At 59.3% G+C, this 21,943-nt stretch carries 16 protein-coding genes and 4 tRNA genes; 2 read left to right on the top strand and 18 right to left on the bottom strand.

Annotated elements, in window-relative coordinates; genetic code table 11:
• Window positions 1–134 precede the first annotated feature (134 nt).
• The 6 genes from ACQY47_RS24865 to leuC all read right to left on the bottom strand — a co-directional run bounded on the left by ACQY47_RS24865 (window position 135) and on the right by leuC (window position 6,664).
• On the bottom strand, window positions 135–1,145 hold the full coding sequence (locus tag ACQY47_RS24865) for an aspartate-semialdehyde dehydrogenase (protein ID WP_428552754.1): 1,011 nt from the start codon (window positions 1,143–1,145) through the stop codon (window positions 135–137).
• 239 nt (window positions 1,146–1,384) lie between these two features.
• The gene (asd, locus tag ACQY47_RS24860; protein ID WP_017138739.1) at window positions 1,385–2,497 is read right to left on the bottom strand and encodes an aspartate-semialdehyde dehydrogenase; all 1,113 of its coding nucleotides are present in this window, start codon (window positions 2,495–2,497) and stop codon (window positions 1,385–1,387) included.
• Window positions 2,498–2,561: 64 nt separating this feature from the next.
• Complete coding sequence (leuB, locus tag ACQY47_RS24855) at window positions 2,562–3,644, bottom strand: 3-isopropylmalate dehydrogenase (RefSeq protein ID WP_021491199.1); 1,083 nt, start codon at window positions 3,642–3,644, stop codon at window positions 2,562–2,564.
• Between the two features lie 53 nt (window positions 3,645–3,697).
• Entirely contained in the window at window positions 3,698–4,462 is a 765-nt protein-coding gene (locus tag ACQY47_RS24850) for a class I SAM-dependent methyltransferase (RefSeq protein WP_176991849.1), read from the bottom strand.
• A 128-nt stretch (window positions 4,463–4,590) separates the two neighbouring features.
• Window positions 4,591–5,235: a 3-isopropylmalate dehydratase small subunit gene (gene leuD, locus ACQY47_RS24845; protein ID WP_003234333.1), complete on the bottom strand. Its 645-nt coding sequence runs from the start codon at window positions 5,233–5,235 to the stop codon at window positions 4,591–4,593.
• Window positions 5,236–5,245: 10 nt separating this feature from the next.
• Entirely contained in the window at window positions 5,246–6,664 is a 1,419-nt protein-coding gene (gene leuC / locus ACQY47_RS24840; protein ID WP_122673451.1) for a 3-isopropylmalate dehydratase large subunit, read from the bottom strand.
• Window positions 6,665–6,804: 140 nt separating this feature from the next.
• On the opposite strand from leuC, the gene ACQY47_RS24835 reads away from it, so the two are divergent.
• Both ACQY47_RS24835 and ACQY47_RS24830 read left to right on the top strand, forming a co-directional pair.
• Complete coding sequence (locus ACQY47_RS24835) at window positions 6,805–7,695, top strand: LysR family transcriptional regulator (RefSeq protein WP_099548313.1); 891 nt, start codon at window positions 6,805–6,807, stop codon at window positions 7,693–7,695.
• Between the two features lie 67 nt (window positions 7,696–7,762).
• Window positions 7,763–11,071, top strand: coding sequence for an EAL domain-containing protein (locus ACQY47_RS24830; protein ID WP_428552747.1), 3,309 nt, complete (start codon window positions 7,763–7,765; stop codon window positions 11,069–11,071).
• Here ACQY47_RS24830 and ACQY47_RS24825 read toward each other — a convergent pair.
• From ACQY47_RS24825 to gltX, 12 genes are all read right to left on the bottom strand, one after another.
• Window positions 11,057–12,970: a hypothetical protein gene (locus ACQY47_RS24825; protein WP_428552744.1), complete on the bottom strand. Its 1,914-nt coding sequence runs from the start codon at window positions 12,968–12,970 to the stop codon at window positions 11,057–11,059. The genes ACQY47_RS24830 and ACQY47_RS24825 overlap by 15 nt on opposite strands.
• A gap of 177 nt (window positions 12,971–13,147) precedes the next feature.
• The gene (locus ACQY47_RS24820) at window positions 13,148–14,167 is read right to left on the bottom strand and encodes a hypothetical protein (protein WP_428552741.1); all 1,020 of its coding nucleotides are present in this window, start codon (window positions 14,165–14,167) and stop codon (window positions 13,148–13,150) included.
• 93 nt (window positions 14,168–14,260) lie between these two features.
• On the bottom strand, window positions 14,261–16,138 hold the full coding sequence (locus ACQY47_RS24815; protein WP_428552738.1) for a hypothetical protein: 1,878 nt from the start codon (window positions 16,136–16,138) through the stop codon (window positions 14,261–14,263).
• A 575-nt stretch (window positions 16,139–16,713) separates the two neighbouring features.
• Window positions 16,714–17,673: a tRNA dihydrouridine synthase gene (locus ACQY47_RS24810; protein ID WP_236460725.1), complete on the bottom strand. Its 960-nt coding sequence runs from the start codon at window positions 17,671–17,673 to the stop codon at window positions 16,714–16,716.
• 55 nt (window positions 17,674–17,728) lie between these two features.
• Entirely contained in the window at window positions 17,729–18,163 is a 435-nt protein-coding gene (locus ACQY47_RS24805) for an acyl-CoA thioesterase (protein WP_138814668.1), read from the bottom strand.
• Window positions 18,164–18,200: 37 nt separating this feature from the next.
• Entirely contained in the window at window positions 18,201–19,034 is an 834-nt protein-coding gene (locus tag ACQY47_RS24800) for an alpha/beta hydrolase (protein ID WP_017138729.1), read from the bottom strand.
• A gap of 14 nt (window positions 19,035–19,048) precedes the next feature.
• Entirely contained in the window at window positions 19,049–19,588 is a 540-nt protein-coding gene (locus ACQY47_RS24795) for a TetR/AcrR family transcriptional regulator (RefSeq protein WP_017138728.1), read from the bottom strand.
• Between the two features lie 183 nt (window positions 19,589–19,771).
• Window positions 19,772–19,847, bottom strand: a tRNA-Glu gene (locus tag ACQY47_RS24790).
• Between the two features lie 80 nt (window positions 19,848–19,927).
• Window positions 19,928–20,003, bottom strand: a tRNA-Ala gene (locus tag ACQY47_RS24785).
• A 50-nt stretch (window positions 20,004–20,053) separates the two neighbouring features.
• A tRNA-Glu gene (locus ACQY47_RS24780) sits at window positions 20,054–20,129 on the bottom strand.
• A gap of 78 nt (window positions 20,130–20,207) precedes the next feature.
• Window positions 20,208–20,283 (bottom strand) — tRNA-Ala (locus ACQY47_RS24775).
• 147 nt (window positions 20,284–20,430) lie between these two features.
• A complete protein-coding gene (gene gltX, locus ACQY47_RS24770) occupies window positions 20,431–21,912 on the bottom strand; it encodes a glutamate--tRNA ligase (protein ID WP_017138727.1) in 1,482 nt (493 codons plus the stop codon).
• Window positions 21,913–21,943: the final 31 nt, after the last annotated feature.

Raw genomic sequence — 21,943 nt, 5'->3', positions numbered from 1 at the left:
CGGCCTGCGAGAAGGTTGGTAACCGCTGCCATAAGGCATGGCGAGCCGATAGGTTACCGACGCGCTTCTTTACCGCTTGGGGCCAAGCATAGCGCCTGGCTAGAATCAATCTACAAATTGCCGCCAAGTATCTTTTACACAAGGCCTTTTATCAACAACTGCGCCAGCTGTACGGCGTTGAGTGCCGCGCCCTTGCGTACGTTATCTGACGTCAGCCACAGATTTAGTTCCGCCGGGTCATCCACACCTGCACGCACACGGCCGACGTAGACCACATCCTGGCCGACCGCATCGCCCACAGCCGTGGGGTAATCGCCCTCTTCAACCAGTTCGATGCCAGGCGCCGCTTCCAATGCACGGTTCACCGCTGCCAGATCGACCGGCGCGCCCAATTGCAACGACACCGTCAGGCTATCGCCAAAAAACACCGGGGCTTGAACGCAGGTTGCAGAAATCTTCAGCAATGGAGTTTCCAGCACCGCGCGCAGTTCGTGTACGAGACGTTTCTCCAGGGCTGTATGACCTTTCGCATCTGGCGTGCCGACTTGTGCCAAAAGGTTGAAGGCCATTTGCCGATCAAAGAACTTGGGCTCCAGCGGGCGCACGTTCAACAGTTCGGCGGTCTGTCGTGCCAGCTCGCTGACGGCTTCACGGCCCTGGGCGGATACCGCCAGGTTGGCGGTGACGCTGACACGCTGGATCTCCAACAATTCACGCAACGGCGCCAGCACCACGGCCAGGTTGGTCGCCGATGGGCTTGGGCTGCTCAGCTGGAAGGGCTTTTTCAAACTGTCCAGTACATGGGCATTGGCTTCCGGCACCACGTGAGGCGCCTGTTCAGTAGGCAAGGCGCCAGACAGGTCGATCACCGCGCAACCGGCAGCGGTGGCGCGCGGGGCGAAGCTCAAGGTAACGGCCGGGCCGGCCGCAAAGAAGGCAAGCTGCGCTTTTTTGAAATCGAACTCATCGACTTCCTTGACCCGCACGTTCTTGCCGCGAAATGGCACGGAGGCGCCGGCCGAATTGCTGCCGGCCAGCAGATAGAGGGTGCCCACCGGAAAATCCAGCTCTTCGAGAATCTGCACCAGGGTTTCACCGACGGTACCGGTGGCGCCGATCACGGCGATTTCAAAGGTCTGGGTCATGGAGGCTGCCTCGGGCATTGCGGGGGGAGCGGCACTTTACCGGGTGGCTCGGGGTGAGGCAATTAAGCTGGCCTTTTTGGTGAGGCTGATGGCCTCATCGCAGGCAAGCCAGCTCCCACCCTTGAATGTGTTTACAAAACAAAATGTGGGAGCTGGCTTGCCTGCGATGGCGACCTCAAGGGCAACAAAAAACCCGCGCCTGTCACCAGTACGCGGGTTTCTCTTACGGCTTCAAGCGATCAACGCTCAAGCAAGATCCGCAGCATGCGACGCAGCGGCTCGGCAGCGCCCCACAGCAGTTGGTCGCCGACCGTGAACGCGCCGAGGAACTGGCTGCCCATGTTCAGCTTGCGCAGACGGCCCACCGGTACATTCAGGGTGCCGGTGACCTTGGTCGGGCTCAGCTCCTGCATGCTGATGTCGCGGTTGTTCGGCACCAGCTTGACCCACGGGTTGTGCTGGCTGATCAACCCTTCGATATCGGCGATCGGCACGTCTTTGTTCAGCTTGATGGTCAGCGCCTGGCTGTGGCAGCGCATGGCGCCGATGCGCACGCAGATGCCGTCGACCGGGATCGGGCTCTTGAAGCGGCCCAAAATCTTGTTGGTCTCGGCCTGGGCCTTCCACTCTTCGCGGCTCTGGCCATTTGGCAGTTCCTTGTCGATCCACGGGATCAGGCTGCCGGCCAATGGCACACCGAAGTTCTCGGTCGGGTAAGCGTCGCTGCGCATGGCTTCGGCCACGCGGCGGTCGATGTCGAGGATCGCGCTGGCAGGGTCGGCCAGTTGATCGGCGACAGCGGCGTGGGTCGCGCCCATCTGCTTGATCAGTTCACGCATGTTCTGCGCACCGGCGCCGGACGCCGCCTGATAAGTCATGGCGCTCATCCACTCAACCAGGCCGGCCTCGAACAAGCCGCCCAGGCCCATCAGCATCAGGCTGACGGTGCAATTGCCGCCGACGTAGTTCTTGGTGCCGGCATCCAGTTGCTGGTCGATGACCTTGCGGTTCACCGGGTCGAGGATGATCACCGCGTCGTCCTGCATGCGCAGGCTGGAGGCGGCGTCGATCCAGTAACCCTGCCAGCCGGCTTCCCGCAGCTTGGGGAAGACTTCGCTGGTGTAGTCGCCACCCTGGCAGGTCAGGATCACATCGAGGGTTTTCAGCTCTTCAATGCTGTAGGCGTCCTTGAGCGGGGCGATATCCTTGCCCACGGACGGCCCTTGGCCACCTACGTTCGAAGTGGTGAAAAACACCGGCTCAATAAGATCGAAATCCTGCTCTTCCAGCATCCGCTGCATGAGCACGGAACCGACCATACCGCGCCAACCGATCAGACCTACACGTTTCATCGCAACTACACCTTGTTAAAAAGTGGGCCGCCTTGCAGCAACAACTGCAAGCGGGCCGGAGAGATTACAGATTCCGCAGCGCGGCGACTACTGCGTCGCCCATTTCTTGCGTGCCGACTTTGGTGCAACCCTGTGACCAAATGTCACCGGTGCGCAAACCTTGATCCAGCACCAGGCTTACGGCCTTCTCGATGGCATCCGCCGCTTCGCTCAGGTTGAAGCTGTAACGCAGCATCATCGAGACCGACAAAATCGTCGCCAACGGGTTGGCAATGCCCTGGCCCGCGATGTCCGGCGCCGAACCGTGGCAAGGCTCGTACATGCCCTTGTTGTTGGTGTCCAGGGACGCCGACGGCAGCATGCCGATGGAGCCAGTGAGCATCGAGGCCTGGTCCGACAGGATGTCGCCAAACAGGTTATCGGTGACGATCACGTCAAACTGCTTGGGCGCACGCACCAGTTGCATGGCAGCGTTGTCGACGTACATGTGGCTCAGCTCGACGTCCGGGTAGTCCTTGGCGACTTCCTCGACGATTTCGCGCCACAGTTGGCTGGAGGCCAGTACGTTGGCTTTATCGACCGAGCAGACCTTTTTGCCGCGCACGCGGGCCATGTCGAAACCGACACGGGCGATACGGCGGATTTCACTCTCGCTGTACGGCAGCGTGTCGTAGGCCTGGCGTTCGCCATTCTCCAACTCGCGCACGCCGCGTGGCGAGCCAAAATAGATACCGCCGGTCAGTTCACGCACGATCAGGATATCCAGGCCCGCGACCACTTCCGGCTTGAGGCTCGACGCGTCGGCCAGTTGCGGGTAGAGGATGGCCGGGCGCAGGTTGCCGAACAGGCCCAGTTGCGCGCGGATTTTCAGCAGGCCGCGCTCAGGGCGGATGTCACGCTCGATCTTGTCCCATTTCGGGCCACCCACGGCGCCGAGCAGCACGGCATCGGCCGCACGGGCGCGGTCCAGGGTTTCGTCAGCCAGCGGCACGCCGTGCTTGTCGATGGCCGCGCCACCGATCACGTCGTGGCTCAGCTCAAAGCCCAGGCTGTACTTGCTGTTGGCGAGTTCCAGGACCTTGACCGCTTCGGCCATGATTTCCGGACCAATACCGTCGCCAGGGAGAATCAGAATCTGCTTGCTCATGCGTTCCTCATTTCATCAAGCGACCCGCCCGTGGGCAGGTCGGGAAAAATCAATCAGCGTTCAGCGAAAACCACCAGCACGTCGGTGCTGAAGGTGCCGTCGGCTTGAATCTCGTAGTAATCGCGCACTTCCTGGCCCATTGCCTGTTGCAGCGCAAGGATCGCCGCGCGCAATACCTCTGGCGTGCGCATGCGCTCGACCCACGAGGTGTATTCCAGGCGCAGGCGTTGACGGCTGCTGGTGCGCACATGCAAGCCGGATTCGCTGAGCTGTTGCATCCATTCGGCGGCGCAATAATCGCGCACGTGGCTGGTGTCACGCAGCACTTCGACGGTTTGCAGGTAAGTGTCCAACAGTGGGCTGCCCGGTGACAAGACGTCGACGAAGGCTGCCACGCCACCGGGCTTGAGCACCCGGCGCACTTCGCGCAGCGCCAGGCCCAGGTCGCTCCAGTGGTGGGCCGAGTAGCGGCTGAACACGAAGTCGAACTCGCCGTCGGCGAATGGCAGGCGCTCGGCGGCGCCGTGTACGGTGCGGATGTTGGCCAGGTTGCGGTCTTTGGCGGCGGCCGCAACCACGTCGAGCATCTGTTGGGACAGGTCGTAGGCCACCACTTCTTTAACCAGTGGCGCCACCTGAAAACTCACATGCCCGGCGCCGCAACCCAGATCCAGCAGGCGTGCAGCGCCCTGCCCGGCCAGTTCGGCCTGGAGCAGCGCGAATTCGGTGCCTTGGGCGTGCACGGCACTGCTCAGGTAGGCGGAGGCTTGCTCGCCGAATTGTTTTTGCACGACTTGGGTGTGGGCGGTGGTGGTCATGGTGGCTTTCCTTGGGTGTTGGGGTGGTTGTACGGGCGCTATCGCAGGCAAGCCAGCTCCCACAGTGGAATGCATTCCAGGGTGGGAGTCGGGCTTGCCCGCGATGGGGCCCGCACGGTTACCGCCAATCAGGCATCGCGAAACAACCAGGGCTGGCTCGCCCGGTGTTTGGCTTCAAACGCGGCAATCGCATCGCCGTCCTGCAAGGTCAGGCCGATATCATCCAGGCCATTGATCAGGCAATGCTTGCGGAACGCATCCACCTCGAAGTGATACACCTTGCCGTCCGGACGGGTCACGGTCTGCGCGGCCAGGTCAACGGTCAGTTGGTAGCCCACATCAGCTTCCACCTGCTTGAACAGCTCATCCACTTCAGCGTCGCTCAAGATGATCGGCAGCAAGCCGTTCTTGAAGCTGTTGTTGAAGAAGATGTCGGCGTAGCTCGGCGCGATGATGCTGCGAAAGCCATATTCTTCCAGCGCCCACGGCGCGTGTTCACGGCTGGAGCCGCAACCGAAGTTTTCCCGCGCCAGTAATACGCTGGCGCCCTGGTAGCGCTCGGCGTTGAGTACGAAGTCTTTGTTCAGCGGGCGCTTGGAGTTGTCCTGGTAGGCGTAGCCCACGTCCAGGTAGCGCCACTCGTCGAACAGGTTAGGGCCGAAACCGGTGCGCTTGATCGACTTCAAGAACTGCTTGGGGATGATCTGGTCGGTGTCGACGTTGGCGCGATCCAAAGGGGCGACAAGGCCGGTGTGTTGGGTAAAAGCTCTCATCGGGTATTCCTCAGATCAATTCGCGAACGTCGATGAAACGACCGTTGACGGCAGCCGCAGCGGCCATGGCCGGGCTGACCAGGTGAGTACGCCCGCCGGCGCCCTGACGCCCTTCGAAGTTTCGGTTGGAAGTGGACGCGCAATGCTCGCCCGATTCCAAACGGTCCGGGTTCATCGCCAGGCACATCGAGCAGCCCGGCTCACGCCATTCAAAACCGGCTTCGAGGAAGATCTTGTCCAGGCCTTCGGCTTCGGCTTGGGCTTTGACCAGGCCCGAACCCGGCACCACGATGGCTTGCTTGATGGTCGAAGCCACTTTGCGGCCCTTGGCGATCACCGCCGCAGCGCGCAGGTCTTCGATCCGCGAGTTGGTGCAGGAACCGATAAACACGCGATCCAACTGAATGTCGGTAATCGCCTGGTTGGCTTGCAAGCCCATGTATTTCAGGGCGCGCTCGATGGAACCGCGCTTGACCAAGTCGGTTTCTTTAGCCGGGTCCGGCACGTTCTGGTCAACCGCCAGGACCATTTCCGGCGAGGTGCCCCAGCTGACTTGCGGCTTGATCTGGGCCGCGTCGAGCTCGACCACGGTGTCGAACACCGCGTCGGCGTCGGAGACCAGGTCTTTCCAGGCCTCGACCGCAGCGTCCCAATCGGCGCCCGCTGGTGCGAATGGGCGACCTTTGACGTATTCAACGGTTTTTTCGTCCGCCGCCACCATGCCCACGCGGGCACCGGCTTCGATGGACATGTTGCAGATGGTCATGCGGCCTTCGATGGACAGGTCGCGAATCGCGCTGCCGGCGAATTCGATGGCGTGGCCGTTACCGCCGGCGGTGCCAATCTTGCCGATCACGGCCAGCACGATGTCTTTGGCGGTCACGCCGAACGGCAATTTGCCTTCGACTTTCACCAACATATTTTTCATCTTCTTGGCGACCAGGCACTGGGTGGCGAACACATGTTCCACCTCGGAGGTGCCGATGCCGTGCGCCAGGGCGCCGAACGCGCCGTGGGTGGACGTGTGGGAGTCGCCGCAGACCACCGTCATGCCCGGCAAGGTGGCGCCCTGCTCCGGGCCGATCACGTGGACGATGCCTTGACGCACATCATTCATCTTGAATTCGGTGATGCCATATTCGTCGCAGTAGTCGTCGAGGGTCTGCACCTGAAGGCGCGACACGGTGTCGACGATGGCGTCGATCCCGCCCTTGCGTTCCGGGGTGGTCGGCACGTTGTGGTCCGGAGTGGCGATGATCGAGTCGACGCGCCAAGGCTTGCGCCCGGCCAGTCGCAGGCCTTCGAACGCTTGGGGCGAGGTCACTTCATGGATGATGTGACGGTCGATATAGATCAGCGACGAGCCATCGTCGCGCCGTTTCACTTCATGGGAATCCCAAAGCTTGTCGTAAAGCGTTTTGCCGGCCATCAGTCGGTCCTCATCACAGGTGCATCTATACGCCGGGCTTTTCAATAACCCTTTGGCTTGTGAGGCTGATGGTATGGCGCTACATTAAATAACTCAAATTCATATTTTTTATGCTTTGGATTACCAACTGGAATACCACCATGGACCTGGCCAACCTCAACGCCTTTATCGCTATCGCCGAGACCGGCAGCTTTTCCGGCGCCGGTGATCGCCTGCACCTGACCCAGCCTGCGATCAGCAAACGCATCGCCGGGCTGGAACAACAATTAAAGGTGCGCCTGTTCGATCGCCTGGGCCGTGAAGTCGGCCTGACCGAAGCCGGGCGCGCCCTGCTGCCACGCGCTTATCAGATTTTGAATGTGCTGGACGATACACGCCGGGCGCTCACCAACCTGACCGGCGAAGTCAGCGGCCGGCTGACATTGGCCACCAGCCATCACATCGGCCTGCACCGCCTGCCGCCCATTCTGCGCACCTTTACCCGGCAATATCCCAATGTGGCACTGGATATTCAGTTCCTTGATTCGGAAGTGGCCTACGAAGAAATCCTCCATGGCCGTGCCGAAGTGGCGGTCATCACCCTGGCACCTGAACCGCACAACCTGGTGCGCGCCACGCCGGTGTGGGACGACCCGCTGGACTTCGTGGTGGCGCCGGAACACAGCTTGACCGGCAACGGCACGGTCAGCCTTGCCGACATTGCCAAACACCCGGCGGTCTTTCCCGGCGGCAACACCTTTACCCACCATATCGTCAGACGGCTGTTCGAGGCCCAGGGCCTCACGCCCAACATCGCCATGAGCACCAACTACCTGGAAACCATCAAGATGATGGTCTCCATCGGCCTGGCCTGGAGCGTTTTGCCGCGCACCATGCTCGATGATCAGGTGGCAAGTATCGCTTTGCCGGGCATACAGCTCAGTCGCCAGCTAGGCTATATCGTGCACACCGAAAGGACGCTGTCGAACGCTGCGCGGGCTTTCATGAGCCTATTGGATGCACAGGTCGATCTGCCAGGGATACCGGCATGAAGCTGTGCGGCCCATAAAGCCTGAATAATCCCACGCCGAACGCCCATTGAGCCAAGGCCCATTGATAATGCGCAACCCCGTCGATTCCGTACCGCCCCTGCCGCGCATTTACGCCTTGGACCCTCAAGAGGCGGAACAAAGCTGGGAAAGTGCTCCACAATTGCTGGCGGCCCTCAATGCTGCCCGCCTTGGCGCGTGGTGCTGGGAAATCGATACCGGCAGGATCAGCTGGTCACGCGGCACCCAGGCGTTGTTTGGCTACGACCCTCGGCAACCCTTGCCCAAAGACCTCGACTACCTGGACCTGCTGGCGCCGCAGGACCGCGCCCGGGTGGTGCGCGCGTTTCATGCGGTGCTGGCGGGCGAGCCGTTCGAGCAGGCCATGCACCACCACATCCAATGGCCGGATGGCAGCCATCACTGGCTGGAAATCAACGGCAGCCTGGCGCCGGACAAAACCGGCCGGCGCCGCATGATCGGGGTAATTCGCGAAACCACTCGCCAGCGCGAGCGCGAACACGCCCTCATGCAATCGGAAAAACGCTTCGCCACGCTGTTTCACCTGTGCCCCAACATGGTGTTGCTCACCCGCCAGTCCGACGGCCGCATCAGCGAAGCCAACCAGTACTTCGAGATTCACTTTGGCTGGCCCGTGGCCGAGGCCATCGGCCGCACCACCCTGGAGCTGGGCCTGTGGCGCCACCCGGAGGAGCGCGCGCTGCTGGTCAAGGCCACCCAGCGCAAGGGCGAGCCGATCACCATGGACGTGCAGTTCTGCGCCAGCAACGGCCAGATTCACGATGGCACCCTCAGCGCGCAAAAGGTCGAGCTTGAGGGCGAGGCTTACCTGATCAGCACCTTTCTTGACACCACCGACCGCAAGAACGCCGAGCAGGCCCTCAAGGACAGCCAGGAGCGCCTCGACCTAGCCCTGGATTCGGCGCAACTGGGCACCTGGGACTGGCATATCCCCACCGGCATGCTCTACGGCTCGACCCGCGCCGCCCAGTTGCACGGCCTGCCGCCCGAGCCTTTCCACGAATCCTTCGACGCGTTTTTTGAAGGCATGTCCGATGCCGACCGCGAGGGCATGCGCAACGCCTACCGCAGCCTGCGCGAAGGCCCGGACGGCAACTATCAGTTGACCTACCGCGTAGAAATGGAAGATGGCAGCCCGCGCTACCTGGAAAGCCGCGCACGCCTGTATCGCGATGACGCCGGCAAGCCGCTGCGCATGGCCGGCACCTTGCTCGATATCACCGACCAGGTTGAACGCGAACAACGCCTGACCGCCTCCGAAGAAAAATTCGCCAGCCTGTTCCAGGCCAGCCCCGACCCGATCTGCGTAACCTGCCTGGACAGCGGCGTGTTTATCGAGATCAACCCGGCCTTTACCCAGACCTTCGGCTGGACCGCTGCCGACGTCATCGGCAACAGCGCCGAGCAGATCGGCCTGTGGGACGATTCGAGCCAGCGCCTGCAACGCATTGAGCAGGTGATCCGCGAACAATCGTTGAGCAATGTGGCCCTGGTGGTGCATCACCAGAACGGCCAAAGTCTGACCTGCGTGATTTCCAGCCGGTTGATCAAGGTCGGTGACCAACCCTGCATTGTCACGACGTTGCGCGATATCACCCAGCAACAGCGCTCGGAAGCCGCGCTCAAGGCCAGTGAAGAGAAATTCGCCAAGGCTTTTCACTCCAGCCCTGACGCGATTTCCATCACCGAACGCGACACCGGCCGTTATGTCGAGGTCAATGATGGCTTCTGCCGCCTGACCGGCTACCGCGCCGAAGAAGCCATCGGCCTCACGCTCTACCAGATCGGCATCTGGGCCGATGAAAACCAGCGCGCGGCATTGTTGGCCGAACTGCAGATCAAGGGCCGCATTCATCACCTGGAAATGCTCTGGCACAACAAGCGCGGAGAAGTGTTGGCGGTGGAAGTCTCGGTCGAACCCATCACCCTCAATGAAACCCCGTGCCTGCTGTTGACTGCACGGGATGTGAGCCTGTTGAAAAACGCCCAGGCGCAGATTCGTCACCTGGCCTACCACGACCCTCTGACCAACCTGCCCAACCGCGCGCTGCTGATGGACCGTCTCAGTCAGCAGATCGCCCTGCTCAAACGCCATAACCTGCGCGGCGCGTTATTGTTCCTCGACCTTGACCACTTCAAGCACATCAATGATTCCCTCGGTCACCCGGTGGGCGACACCGTGCTGAAAATAGTCACTGCACGGCTGGAAGCCAGCGTGCGCCTGGAAGACACCGTGGCGCGCCTGGGCGGTGATGAGTTCGTGGTGTTGCTCAGTGGCCTGGAAGGCACACGTACAGCGGTCAGCGGCCAAGTACAAGTATTGGCCGACACGCTGCGCGAACTGCTGTCGGAGCCGATGTTCCTGGATGGCCACCGCTTGCAGGTCACACCGAGCATCGGCGTGGCGCTTATACCCGATCATGGCTCCACACCGGCCGACCTGCTCAAGCGCGCCGATATTGCGCTGTATCGCGCCAAGGACTCGGGGCGCAACACCACGCAAATGTTCCACAACAGCATGCAGAAAACCGCCAGTGAGCGTCTGCGCATGGAGACCGACCTGCGCCTGGCGCTGTCACGCGGTGAGTTCAGCGTGCATTACCAACCCCAGGTGGATGCACGCGGCAACAAAATTGTCGGCGCCGAGGCGCTTGTGCGCTGGCAGCACCCACAATTGGGCGCGCAGTCACCCACCGAATTTATCAAGGTACTGGAAGACAGCGGCCTGATCCTGGAGGTCGGCACCTGGATTCTCGATGAGGCCTGCGGCGCCTTTGCGCAGCTGATTGCCGAGGGCCTGGTAGACCCGCTTAATTTCAGCCTGTGCGTGAATATCAGCCCCCGGCAGTTTCGCCAGAACGACTTTGTGGAGCGGGTAGAACACAGCCTCAAACAGCATCATCTGCCCTGCAGCCTGTTAAAGCTGGAGATCACCGAAGGCATCGTCATCCAGAACCTGGACGACACCGTGGCCAAGATGCGCCGCCTGAAAAAGCTCGGCGTGAGCTTTGCCATGGATGACTTCGGTACCGGCTATTCGTCGCTGACTTATCTCAAACGCCTGCCGGTGGATGCGCTGAAGATCGACCAGTCTTTCGTGCGCGATGCCACCCATGACCCCAATGACGCGGAAATCATCCGCGCCATCGTGGCCATGGCCCGCAGCCTCAACCTTGATGTAATTGCCGAGGGTGTGGAAACGCCGGAGCAACTGGCGTTCCTGCAAAAGCTGGGGTGCCATTTGTTCCAAGGGTATTTGCACAGCCGGCCGTTGCCGATAAAGGCGTTCAGGCAGTTACTGGTCCAACCGCCCTCACCCGGTTTACACCAGTTTTAACGCGTGAGCGCCTTTCTCCCAGTCCGAACCGGCCAATTTTATTGTTGACCCATAAAAATCGATAATTCCGTCAAAAACGCCTACGGAGTGGCCATGATTGGCAAGAGTGCCCGCAACGCCACTGGCCAATTCCTCGACAGTGCTGCCACGCGTGAAGGCATACAAGCCAAGGCGCCGAAGTGCTTCGCCAGGGGTTTCTCTATCATTGAGCGTCCCCATGGCGGCCTCAAAACTCGCTTCAGCCCGAAACTCGTGATTTTCCATTTGCGCGCGCTTTGCGCTCACCGCGAACATGAAAATCGCATCGTGCAAAAGACCGTTATCTTCACCGAAGAAGTGCGAACCTTTTTGCGCTTTTTTCAACTCATCGTGGGTCAGGTGTACCGTGCATGAGTCACGCATGGTCACGGTATAACCCTCGGGTGTCTCGGTAATGCGTTTATAAATGCCCTGGGGATTTTGACCGTACTTCATCATCGCGGCCTTGATCGCAGAGACGGTGACGCAGTTGAGTTCTGAACCTTGATAAAACCCACTCCAGATATTGTCAGGCTTGACGCCCACCTGACGATTGGAGAGGTTTGAAATGTTCCCGCCCGGTTGCGCCGACGAAGTGTTCGACGGCTGCATGGCGAGCATATAGCCATAGTCTTTGACAACAGGCTGTTGTTTTCCCGACTGGTATTTGATGCCATCCAGTACAAACTCACCAGCGTAATTATCCAAGACGGCAACGGCGCCTTTTTTCAGCATTTTTTCGGGTTCGACAATGCGCAGGAAACCGATCATCCCCATCCCTTTCAATACCCGGTACGCCGTATCATTAAGCATGACCGCGGATAACGCGCGCTCGAAGCTCTCCTGTTTATCAGGGTCCGTACTGGACAGCTGCACACGTTTTACATAGGCCGCCAAGATGAAATTGGCATCCATCACAATACTGCTGTCACCGCCGGTAAACCGCGAGACCCCGGCCGTGCGACTCCATTCTTCTTTGGACAGATGTAAAGAAAAACCGTCCTTCATGGTGATGTCATAGCCCTCTGCGGCCGCCACGACCTTGTCGAACACATCCTGCGGACTTTGACCAAACCTCATCATCATCATTTTGATCACGGACGCATGCCGACGGGTATCGCCCTCACCGAACCGTCGTTCAGCGACGTCAAAACTTCTTACTCTATCGACAGGTTTCTGCCCCACTGCTCGAGTGGGGATGTCGGAAGACGAATCGCTCATTGGCGGCACGCCAGGGTCGGAGGGGCTCTGAGGCTGAGCGCTGGCACTCAAACCAGAGGCATTACCCTGCACCTCAACGGACGTATTGTGATTAACCAGCACGTAGACATAGGGACGCTCGACAGGTCGCTGGCCCCCATATTCATGGCTCACGCCCCCATAGACCAGGGCACCGCCAAATGTATGGGTTTGCATGACGCCGACGCCGCTGCCTGCCAACTGCGCCGACGGTACTTGGCGTAAAAAACCGGCCATGCCCAGGCCCTTGAGCACATTATAAGTCGTCTCACCACGCAACGAATTTGATAATGCACTCTTAAACCCCTGATTATTACCTGCCTGAACGCCCATTAGTTGTTTACGTTTAACAAACACAGCCAATGCAAAGTTCGCATCACTGATCGCCGCCGGGTCATGTCCAACAATTCTTGAGCCGGCGGCTGTTTGCCGTAACTCGAGATCGGACACTTGAACTTTGTTGCCATCTCTAAGCGTGACCTCATACCCCTGCTCGGCACGCTTGACCTGCGTAAACAAGTCCGAAGGGCGTTGACCAAAAGTAACCATCATCATTTTGATAACCGCTAAGTGAGCACTGGCGTCATAGTCCTCACCAAAGCGTCTTTGAGGGGCATTGAATGCGTTGACAACGTCCAGCAATTTAACGTCTGTGGAGTGTGAGATCGGCCCTGTAAAAGGCAGGGAATGTACGGGTGTTGAACGAGTAGAGAGGTTAAGCCTGGCTACGTCCACAAAAATGACTCCTGCAGTCTGTCAATCAATACACGTTGAGAAGAAGAGTTAAATCAATGAGTTGCGATAAGTAGAAAGTTACGGTCAACGCTTATCTTTTATTACCTGATCATTCGCGCCCAGCGAGGCCAGGCCTTGACAGCAAGGAGTGCGCTTGAGTGCCACAGCCTCCCCTCGCCGAGGCTCAGCCCCGGGCCGCCCCCAGATCTCTTCAAGGCCATTTATGACTGCTACCGAGTGCCCCCGCCGATTACTCACGCCCACGTGACCTTCGGCAAGCTCACGCACGCTGACGTTTTTCATATAGTGAATTAGCCCTAACCGCAGGAAGCCCTCGCCAGGCTTTTCCTCATCCTCACCATCATTCAAACTCTCCACACCCGCGTCAAAGCTCTCACCCGCCGTTGTGTCGTTGTTCTCCTCGTGTGCACGCTTGGCACTGACGGCAAATAAAAAGTGCGCATCCTTGAGCATGCCTTTATCGGGGCCGATGAACTGCGAAGCGCGCGAGGCGACTGCCAACTCTCGGTCGGTCAATGTGAGCGTGTAATTGTCGCGCATCGTTACCCGATAACCACCGTCCAGCCGCCTGACTTCGCGGTAGATGTCTGTCGGGCTTTGACCGAATGTGTGCATGGCAGCCTTGATCGTCGCTACCGTGGCACAGTTACCGCCTGGCCCCTGACGGAACCCACTCCAAATATTCAAAGGCTTTGCGCCATTACGCTTATCGGACAAACCCGGGATATCGCCTCCATGCGCCTGCGCAGGCACGCAAGTCAGCACGGGCGCCGAGTCAGCTGGCGCGGCACGCCTCACCGCCTGGGGATTCACTTGGGGTTGTGGGGGCACATCGGGAAAGACCTTAGCCTTTGGCTGCGAGGGACCACTGGCCAATTGCGCTAAAAATGCGGCAACCCTGTCCACCAGGCTTTGAGCCCTATGTTGCCCAGGCCTATCACTGGGCACCGGCACCGAGCTCCACCGCGAACCGGCATGTTTTGGCGTGTAAAAGGACGCGCGCTCATTGGGTGCGCCATGCAAATCCATGCTTGGCAGCTGACGCACATCTGGGTAAGCACTGTTATCAATTCGGTAATACACTATGACTTGCTCCACGTTTTTCAAACGTTTCCCCGAACCTTGGGCCCGGGGAAACGCGGCGTTATCGGCGAAGTAAAAACACCCTGGCGGGTGTCAGTTCCTCAGCCGGGAGCGGCTGGAGAAGTCTTGGTTCCAGCGATCACTTTCATTTTCAGCAGGGCCTGGGCTGGTTACACCACGCTTGGTCTGGGTGCTTACCTCCAAGGTCGCCTCGCGCGTGCCAGAGGTTTCAGACTCCGCGACTTCATCACGGCTACGGCGCAGACCGGTAAGGTGATCGGAATCGTGCTCACCGTCCTTGCCGTGCTTACCATCAGTCTTGGCCGACTCGACATGGCTGTCCGTGGCCTCAGTGACGAGCTTTGCGTCCTTGCCGTCAGTCTTGGCCGACTCGACATGACTGTCCGTGGCCTCAGTGACGAGCTTTGCGTCCTTGACATCGGTCTTGGCCGTCTCGACATGACTGTCCTTGGCCTCAGTAACGAGCTTTGCGTCCTTGCCATCGGTCTTGGCCGTCTCGACATGACTGTCCGTGGCCTCAGTGACGAGCTTTGCGTCCTTGCCATCGGTCTTGGCCGTCTCGACATGACTGTCCTTGGCCTCAGTAACGAGCTTTGCGTCCTTGCCATCGGTCTTGGCCGTCTCGACATGACTGTCCTTGGCCTCAGTAACGAGCTTTGCGTCCTTGCCATCGGTCTTGGCCGTCTCGACATGACTGTCCTTGGCCTCAGTAACGAGCTTTGCGTCCTTGCCATCGGTCTTGGCCGTCTCGACATGACTGTCCTTGGCCTCAGTGACGAGCTCACTGTTCTGGCCCTCAGTGATGACTGACTTTACGTGCCCTTCCACACTATCAGTCAGTACTGGCTTTTCAGGCGGCAAAGGCGCGTTAGTCTTGGACGTCACACCGGCGACGGCTCGCGAGGCCTTGCCGGCGTCACCCGAGGTCTCAGGGCAGTGGCAGTGGTTGACATTAACTTCCACTTTGATCTGTGGGTTTGCTTCAGTTATCACATTAATGCCGGGTTCATGTGCCTGAGGTAAAACACGGAGCCCGGGGGCACGCGTTTCTGCTTGATGCGAATCCTCACTCGACTTCTTTTTCAGTTGGTTCGCAACATCCGATATAACCTTGGACAACACACCGACTGGCAGCCGCTCTTTGGTTTGAACGCCTGCAACGTGTACGTCCTTGTGCTGCGAACTTTCTTCCAGCGTGCTCTTCGTTTGAGTTTCTACAGCCGTGGCGTTCTTAAGCGGCTGGCCTGTTTGCACTGTCGTTTTGGTTTGGGCGCCTGCAACGGCTGCGTCCTTTTGCTGCGCGCCTTCTTCCAGTTTGCTTTTCGATTGAGTTTCTACAGCCGCAGTGTTCTTAAGCAACTGGCCTGTTTGCGTTGTCGCTTTGGTTTGGGCGCCTGCAACGGCTGCGTCCTTCTGCTGCGCGCCTTCTTCCAGTTTGCTTTTCGATTGAGTTTCTACAGCCGCAGTGTTCTTAAGCAACTGGCCTGTTTGCGTTGTCGTTTTGGTTTGGTCGCCTGCAACGGCTGCGTCCTTTTGCTGCGCGCCATCTTCCAGTTTGCTTTTCGATTGAGTCTCGGAAGTGGAACCCTTCACCTGCGATTTAGTGTGCGCCGTCGCAACGATCTGAACGCCTGGGTCCTGTTTGGCGAGGACCGTGCTATTGGTTTGAGGCAATCGATTAGCTATTTCAGCTCTGCCCGAAAACATCTCACGCATGGCACTGATAAGTTGATCAAACATATCAAACAGTTTCGTGAGCACGCCGGCATTATTCAACCCGTCACGCTGCAGCGTTGCGGAAAATTCAGTTTTAGGGGCGGAAGGAGTATGCCCAAAACCAGCCCCGGACATGCTTAGCGTCGTGCCGACATCGGGACGTTTTGACGGTTTCGAGTCAAGGGGCAACGCATCATTTTTGATAAAGGGCGAGTTATTGATCGAAAAAGACATTAACAATTTCCTAATTAAGCGCAGCCTTGGCAATTAAACACCTAGAACAGCGACAGTTGTTTTAAGTGCTGCAAGCAACCGCGTTGCTTCACAGTCCCCACTTTTGTGGAGCGCGAGATTATTGAGTTCCAGAAATCGCGCTTCATATAAGGAAACCAAATCAACCTTTAGGACTTTTCCCCGTAGTTATTCACAAAAAACCAAGACGTCGCTCGCCCCTAACCGCATGACGACGGACACATGCACTTATAAACTGCCAAGACTGCAATTAAGAGAAATAATTAGCCGACCAGTAAAATGACACCGTATGCTATACCGCACTCAGCGAAACACTTTTCGCAACACCTATTGCGCGAATAAAAAAAACACTAACTTTCCAGAACAACCCTGTAGTAACTACTGAACGCTGGCCGATAGCGCCTGTTACTTTCCAGCACTAAAAAAGCTTCAACCGGCAAAAAAAACGCCAACTTTCAAGCCAGGTGAGCCGCCTCGGTAATACCTTTAAATGCAAAAATGCTCCGTATCTTTCAATACGGAGCATTTTTGCAACAAAGGCGGCGGTGGTCACTTCACTACGTCGGGTCAGGATGCTTCATACCCAATAAGCGGCTGACCTGCTCCAGCCCGGTTTCGCGGCGCAGCGCGGTAAACAACTCGACTGCCTCGGGGTAGTTGCGCGTGAGCATCGCCAGCCACTGCTTCAAACGGCCCGGCGCCTGCTTTTCGGTCAGTTGCGCCACCGATTGGCGCCAGAACTCCTGGAGCATCGGCTGCATGTCTGCCCACGTCATCTCTACCACCTCTTCGCCTGCCTTCGCCGCCACAATCTGCCGCGCCAGGTCTGGGCGGGCCACCAGGCCACGGCCAAGCATGATGTCTTCGGCGCCGCTGACTTCGCGGCAACGCTTCCAGTCTTCGACGCTCCAGATATCGCCATTGGCAAACACCGGCACCTTGACCACGTCTTGCACCCGGGGAATCCACTCCCAATGGGCCGGCGGCTTGTAGCCATCGGTCTTGGTGCGCGCATGCACCACGATGTGCGCCGCGCCGCCTTCAGCCAGGGCCGTGGCGCATACCAACGCACCGTCGGGGCTGTCGAAGCCCAGGCGCATTTTCGCAGTGACCGGGATATGCGCCGGCACGGCGCGGCGCACGTGCTCGACGATCTGGTTGAGCAGCTCGGGCTCCTTGAGCAGTACCGCACCGCCACGGGATTTGTTGACGGTCTTGGCCGGGCAGCCGAAGTTCAGGTCGATCACCTCGGAACCCAATTCGCACGCCAACGCAGCGTTTTCCGCCAGGCACACCGGGTCCGAGCCCAACAACTGCACGCGCAACGGCACGCCCGCTGCGGTGTGGGCACCGTGCAGCAGTTCGGGGGCGAGCTTGTGAAAATAGGCCGGGGTGAGCAGGCGGTCGTTGACGCGAATGAACTCGGTCACGCACCAGTCAATACCGCCCACGCGGGTCAACACGTCCCGCAGGATGTTGTCGACCAACCCCTCCATGGGCGCCAAAGCAATTTGCATGGGAAACACTCAACAAAAATCGTGGCGCAGTTTACTGGGTTTCCCACAGTAACCGTTAACCCCCTGTCAGGGCCGGGCCATAGCCATCGAGAAACTCGGCGGGCATGCGCTTGGGTTTGCCGCTGGACAGCTCGATGCAAACAAAGGTGGTTTGCGCACGCAGCAGGGTCGCACCATCGCTGGGGCGTACCAACTGGAAGCGCCGAGTCATCTTCAGCCGCTGGTCCCAGTCAACGATCCACGTGGCCAATTGCAACTCGTCACCTTCGTAGCCGGCCGCCAGGTAGTCGATCTCATGGCGCACCACGGCCATGGCGCGGTCCAGCCGGCGATACTCGGTGAGGTCCAGCCCCAGACGCTGGGAGTGACGCCACGCACAACGCTCCAGCCAGGACACGTACACCGCATTATTGGCGTGCCCAAGACCGTCGATATCTTCAGCGGCGACCTGCAGGTCGATGATAAACGGCGCTGCCAGATCCCAGCCCATGCCTTGCTCCAGTCGATGAATGTCGCCGGGCAGTGTATCAGGCGGTTTGCCGCTCCTGTAAACGACTGCCGGCCAACAGGGCCAACACACCCTCGATCACCCGTGGATCGGCCAACACCCGCTGATGACCGCCCTGCTCCAGGCGCAGCAGGCGGCTGTCGAACCAAGCCTCATGAATGGCTTGCGAGGCTTTGACCGGGACGAACGTGTCGTCTTCAGCGTGCACGATCAACCCCGGCAGGTTCATCTGGTAGTGGGCCACATCCAGATGCTTGAGCGGCATGCCGAAGGTCTGTTCGACCTCCTGGATAAACGCCGAGCGCGCACGCGGCGGCAAGCCCACCATGCGGGTAAAGCCACGCAGCACATCCAGGAAGCGCGAGGGCGCGGCAATGCTCACCAGCGCTTCAGTGCGCAACCCCAATTGCACCGCCAGCATCGCACTGGCGCCGCCCATGGAATGCCCGACCACCGCATGCAGCGGCGGCAACTCAGCGGCAGCATCGAGCATGGCGCGGGCAAACAGCAACACATGCGCTTCACGCCCCGGCGAGCGACCATGGGCCGGGCCATCCAGGGCTATTACCGAATAACCATTGTCCACCAACGCGGTGATCAAGCTGGCGAACTGCGTGGGGCGCCCTTCCCAACCGTGCATCAGCAATACTGCTGGGCCTTGGCCCCAGCACAACGCTGACAAGCCGAAACGCAAGGTGATGCGCTCCGATTGCGCCAGCAGCGGCAGCTCCCAATCTCGCGGCGGCAAGTTGCGCGGTGTCATGAAGGTGCGGCGCAATTTGCTGGCCACCGTTCGCGGCGCCAAACGGCCAACGGTGCCATGGAAACCACGAATCCAGGTTAATGCGCCCATCATGCGACTCCTCTTTAACGCACCGCCGACTTGGCGGCGCGCAACACGCGGTCGGACAATTCACCTGGGCCAAGCGCACGAGCCAGCGCCAGGCCGCCGATCATCAAGGCCATGTCGGCCAAGGCCTTGTCGGTGTCTTCGGGGCTGGCGGCCAACTGGGCGGCCATCAATTCGGTGTGCTCGTTGAGCGCCAGGCGGAACTCGTCCGGCAGGCGGCTCATCTCGCCCACGGTGGCGGGGATCGGGCAGGCGTGGTCGGTGGAGTCGCGGTGCTTGCGCGACAGGTAGAACGCCGCCACCAGGCTTCTGCGCTCCTCACCGGTCAGTTGCGCGTCCATGTCGTCGATCGACGCACGCCGCCGAGCCAGCAACTGGGTGAAGGCCTCCAGCATCAGCGCGTCCTTGCTTTCAAAGTGCGCGTAGAAACCGCCGACCGTGAGCCCGGCTGCGCCCATGACTTCGCCGACACTCGGTTCGGCCGGGCCACGCTGGATCAACGCCGCGCTGGCAGCCTGCAAAATGCGTTCGCGGGTTTGCGCTTTTTTATCGCTCATCAAAGCCTCCGTCTCTCATGGGTTGAATATTATTACCATAATAATATTTAGCAAGCGACAGGCATGACCGCTGGTCAGGACAGAATAAGGGGCACTGAGAAGAGAATTGGCCAAACGCCAGACAAACAAAAGGGCCATTCAATAATTGAATGACCCTTAAAAATCCCGCAGAGCGGGTAATCGTGGCGTCCCCTAGGGGACTCGAACCCCTGTTACCGCCGTGAAAGGGCGGTGTCCTAGGCCACTAGACGAAGGGGACACAAACCTTCTATACACTGATCAGTGCTGAGAACTGATCGATTCAAGGACGGTGTGGCCGGAACCTTGAACCTGTAAAATTGGTGGAGCTAAACGGGATCGAACCGTTGACCTCTTGCATGCCATGCAAGCGCTCTCCCAGCTGAGCTATAGCCCCGGATTTTTCGTCTCGCGACGCAGCAGACCTTTCGAGCTGCTTGTTGAAACTGGCGTCCCCTAGGGGACTCGAACCCCTGTTACCGCCGTGAAAGGGCGGTGTCCTAGGCCACTAGACGAAGGGGACAAAACCTTCTGTACAACCGATCAGAGCTGAGTTCTGATCAATTCAAGGACGGTGTGGCCAGACCTTGAACCTGTAAATTGGTGGAGCTAAACGGGATCGAACCGTTGACCTCTTGCATGCCATGCAAGCGCTCTCCCAGCTGAGCTATAGCCCCTCATCGGTGAGGACGGGGCGAATCTTAATGGCGGTTTGGAAGTGTGTCAAATTTATTTTCAACAATTTCCAAACTTTTTTGCCGGGATAACAATCACTTACCGGCGAAACCCCGGAAAACCGGGGTTTCGTCGTAACAACAGCCTGCTTAAGCGATAGCGCCCAGCAGCTTTTCCCACTCTTTGTTTTCTTTCTTCGACACACCCCCAAGCAAATCAAGGGCTTGGCGCAGACGGAAACGCGTAAGGTCCGGGCCGAGAATTTCCATCGCATCGAGCACCGACACCGAACTGGCCTGCCCGGTAATCGCGGCAAACATCAGCGGCATGGCATCGCGCAATTTCAATTCCAACGATTCCACCACTGCCTGGATCGTCGCGGTGATGGCATCTTTCTCCCACTGGCGCAGGCTTTCGAGCTTCCACAGGATCAACTGCATCAACTGGCGAACCTGATCACCGGAGAGCTTCTTGGACTCAAACAGCTTGGCGTCCGGGTTCACGCCACCGGCGAAGAAGAAGCTGGCCAGCGGTGCGACCTGACTGAACGTCTCTACCCTGCCCTGCACCAGCGGCGCGATCTTCATCATGTACTCGGGGTTCAGCGCCCACTGCTGCACACGGCTGGCAAACTCTTCCACCGGCAAATCACGCAGCCACTGGCCGTTGAGCCACGACAGCTTCTCGATATCGAAGATCGGCCCGCCGAGGGAAACGCGCGACAGGTCGAAGTGGTCGACCATTTCCTGCAGCGAGAACTTCTCGCGCTCGTCCGGCATCGACCAGCCCATGCGGCCCAGGTAGTTGAGCATCGCCTCAGGCATAAAGCCCATGCGCTCATAGAACGTGACGGAGGTCGGGTTCTTGCGCTTGGACAACTTGCTCTTGTCCGGGTTACGCAACAGCGGCATGTAGCACAGCTGCGGTTGCTCCCAACCGAAATACTCGTACAGCAGAATCAGTTTAGGCGCCGACGGCAGCCATTCTTCGCCGCGCAGCACGTGGGTGATGCCCATCAGGTGGTCGTCGACCACGTTGGCCAGGAAGTACGTCGGCAGGCCGTCGGTCTTCATCAGCACCTGCATGTCCATGCGGTCCCACGGGATCTCGACATCACCGCGCAGCATGTCCGGCACCACGCACACGCCTTCGCTCGGCACTTTCATGCGGATCACGTGCGGCTCGCCGGCGGCCAGGCGCCGGGCCACTTCTTCCTTGGACAGCAGCAGCGCGCGGCCGTCGTAACGCGGGGTTTCACCACGGGCCTGTTGCTCGGCACGCATCTGGTCGAGTTCTTCGGCGGTGCAGAAGCACGGGAAGGCGTGGCCCATGTCGACCAGTTGCTGGGTGTACTGCTTGTAGATGTCGCTGCGCTCGCTCTGGCGATACGGGCCGTGCGGGCCGCCGACGTCCGGGCCTTCAGCCCAGGTAATGCCCAACCAGCGCAAGGCATCGAAAATCTGCTGCTCCGACTCACGGGTGGAGCGCACCTGGTCGGTGTCTTCGATCCGCAGGATGAATTCACCGCCGTGCTGCTTGGCAAAGCAGTAGTTGAACAGGGCGATGTAGGCAGTACCGACGTGGGGATCCCCAGTAGGCGATGGCGCAATGCGCGTGCGGACGGTGGTCATGGCAGGTCTCGAATGGGCGATAAAACTGAAA

The organism is Pseudomonas edaphica (genome assembly GCF_965277385.1).
In the GTDB taxonomy this organism is placed as follows: Bacteria; Pseudomonadota; Gammaproteobacteria; order Pseudomonadales; family Pseudomonadaceae; genus Aquipseudomonas; species Aquipseudomonas edaphica.
The sequence above is the reverse complement of the archived record's forward strand: the minus strand, read 5'-3'. Positions and strand labels throughout refer to the sequence as shown.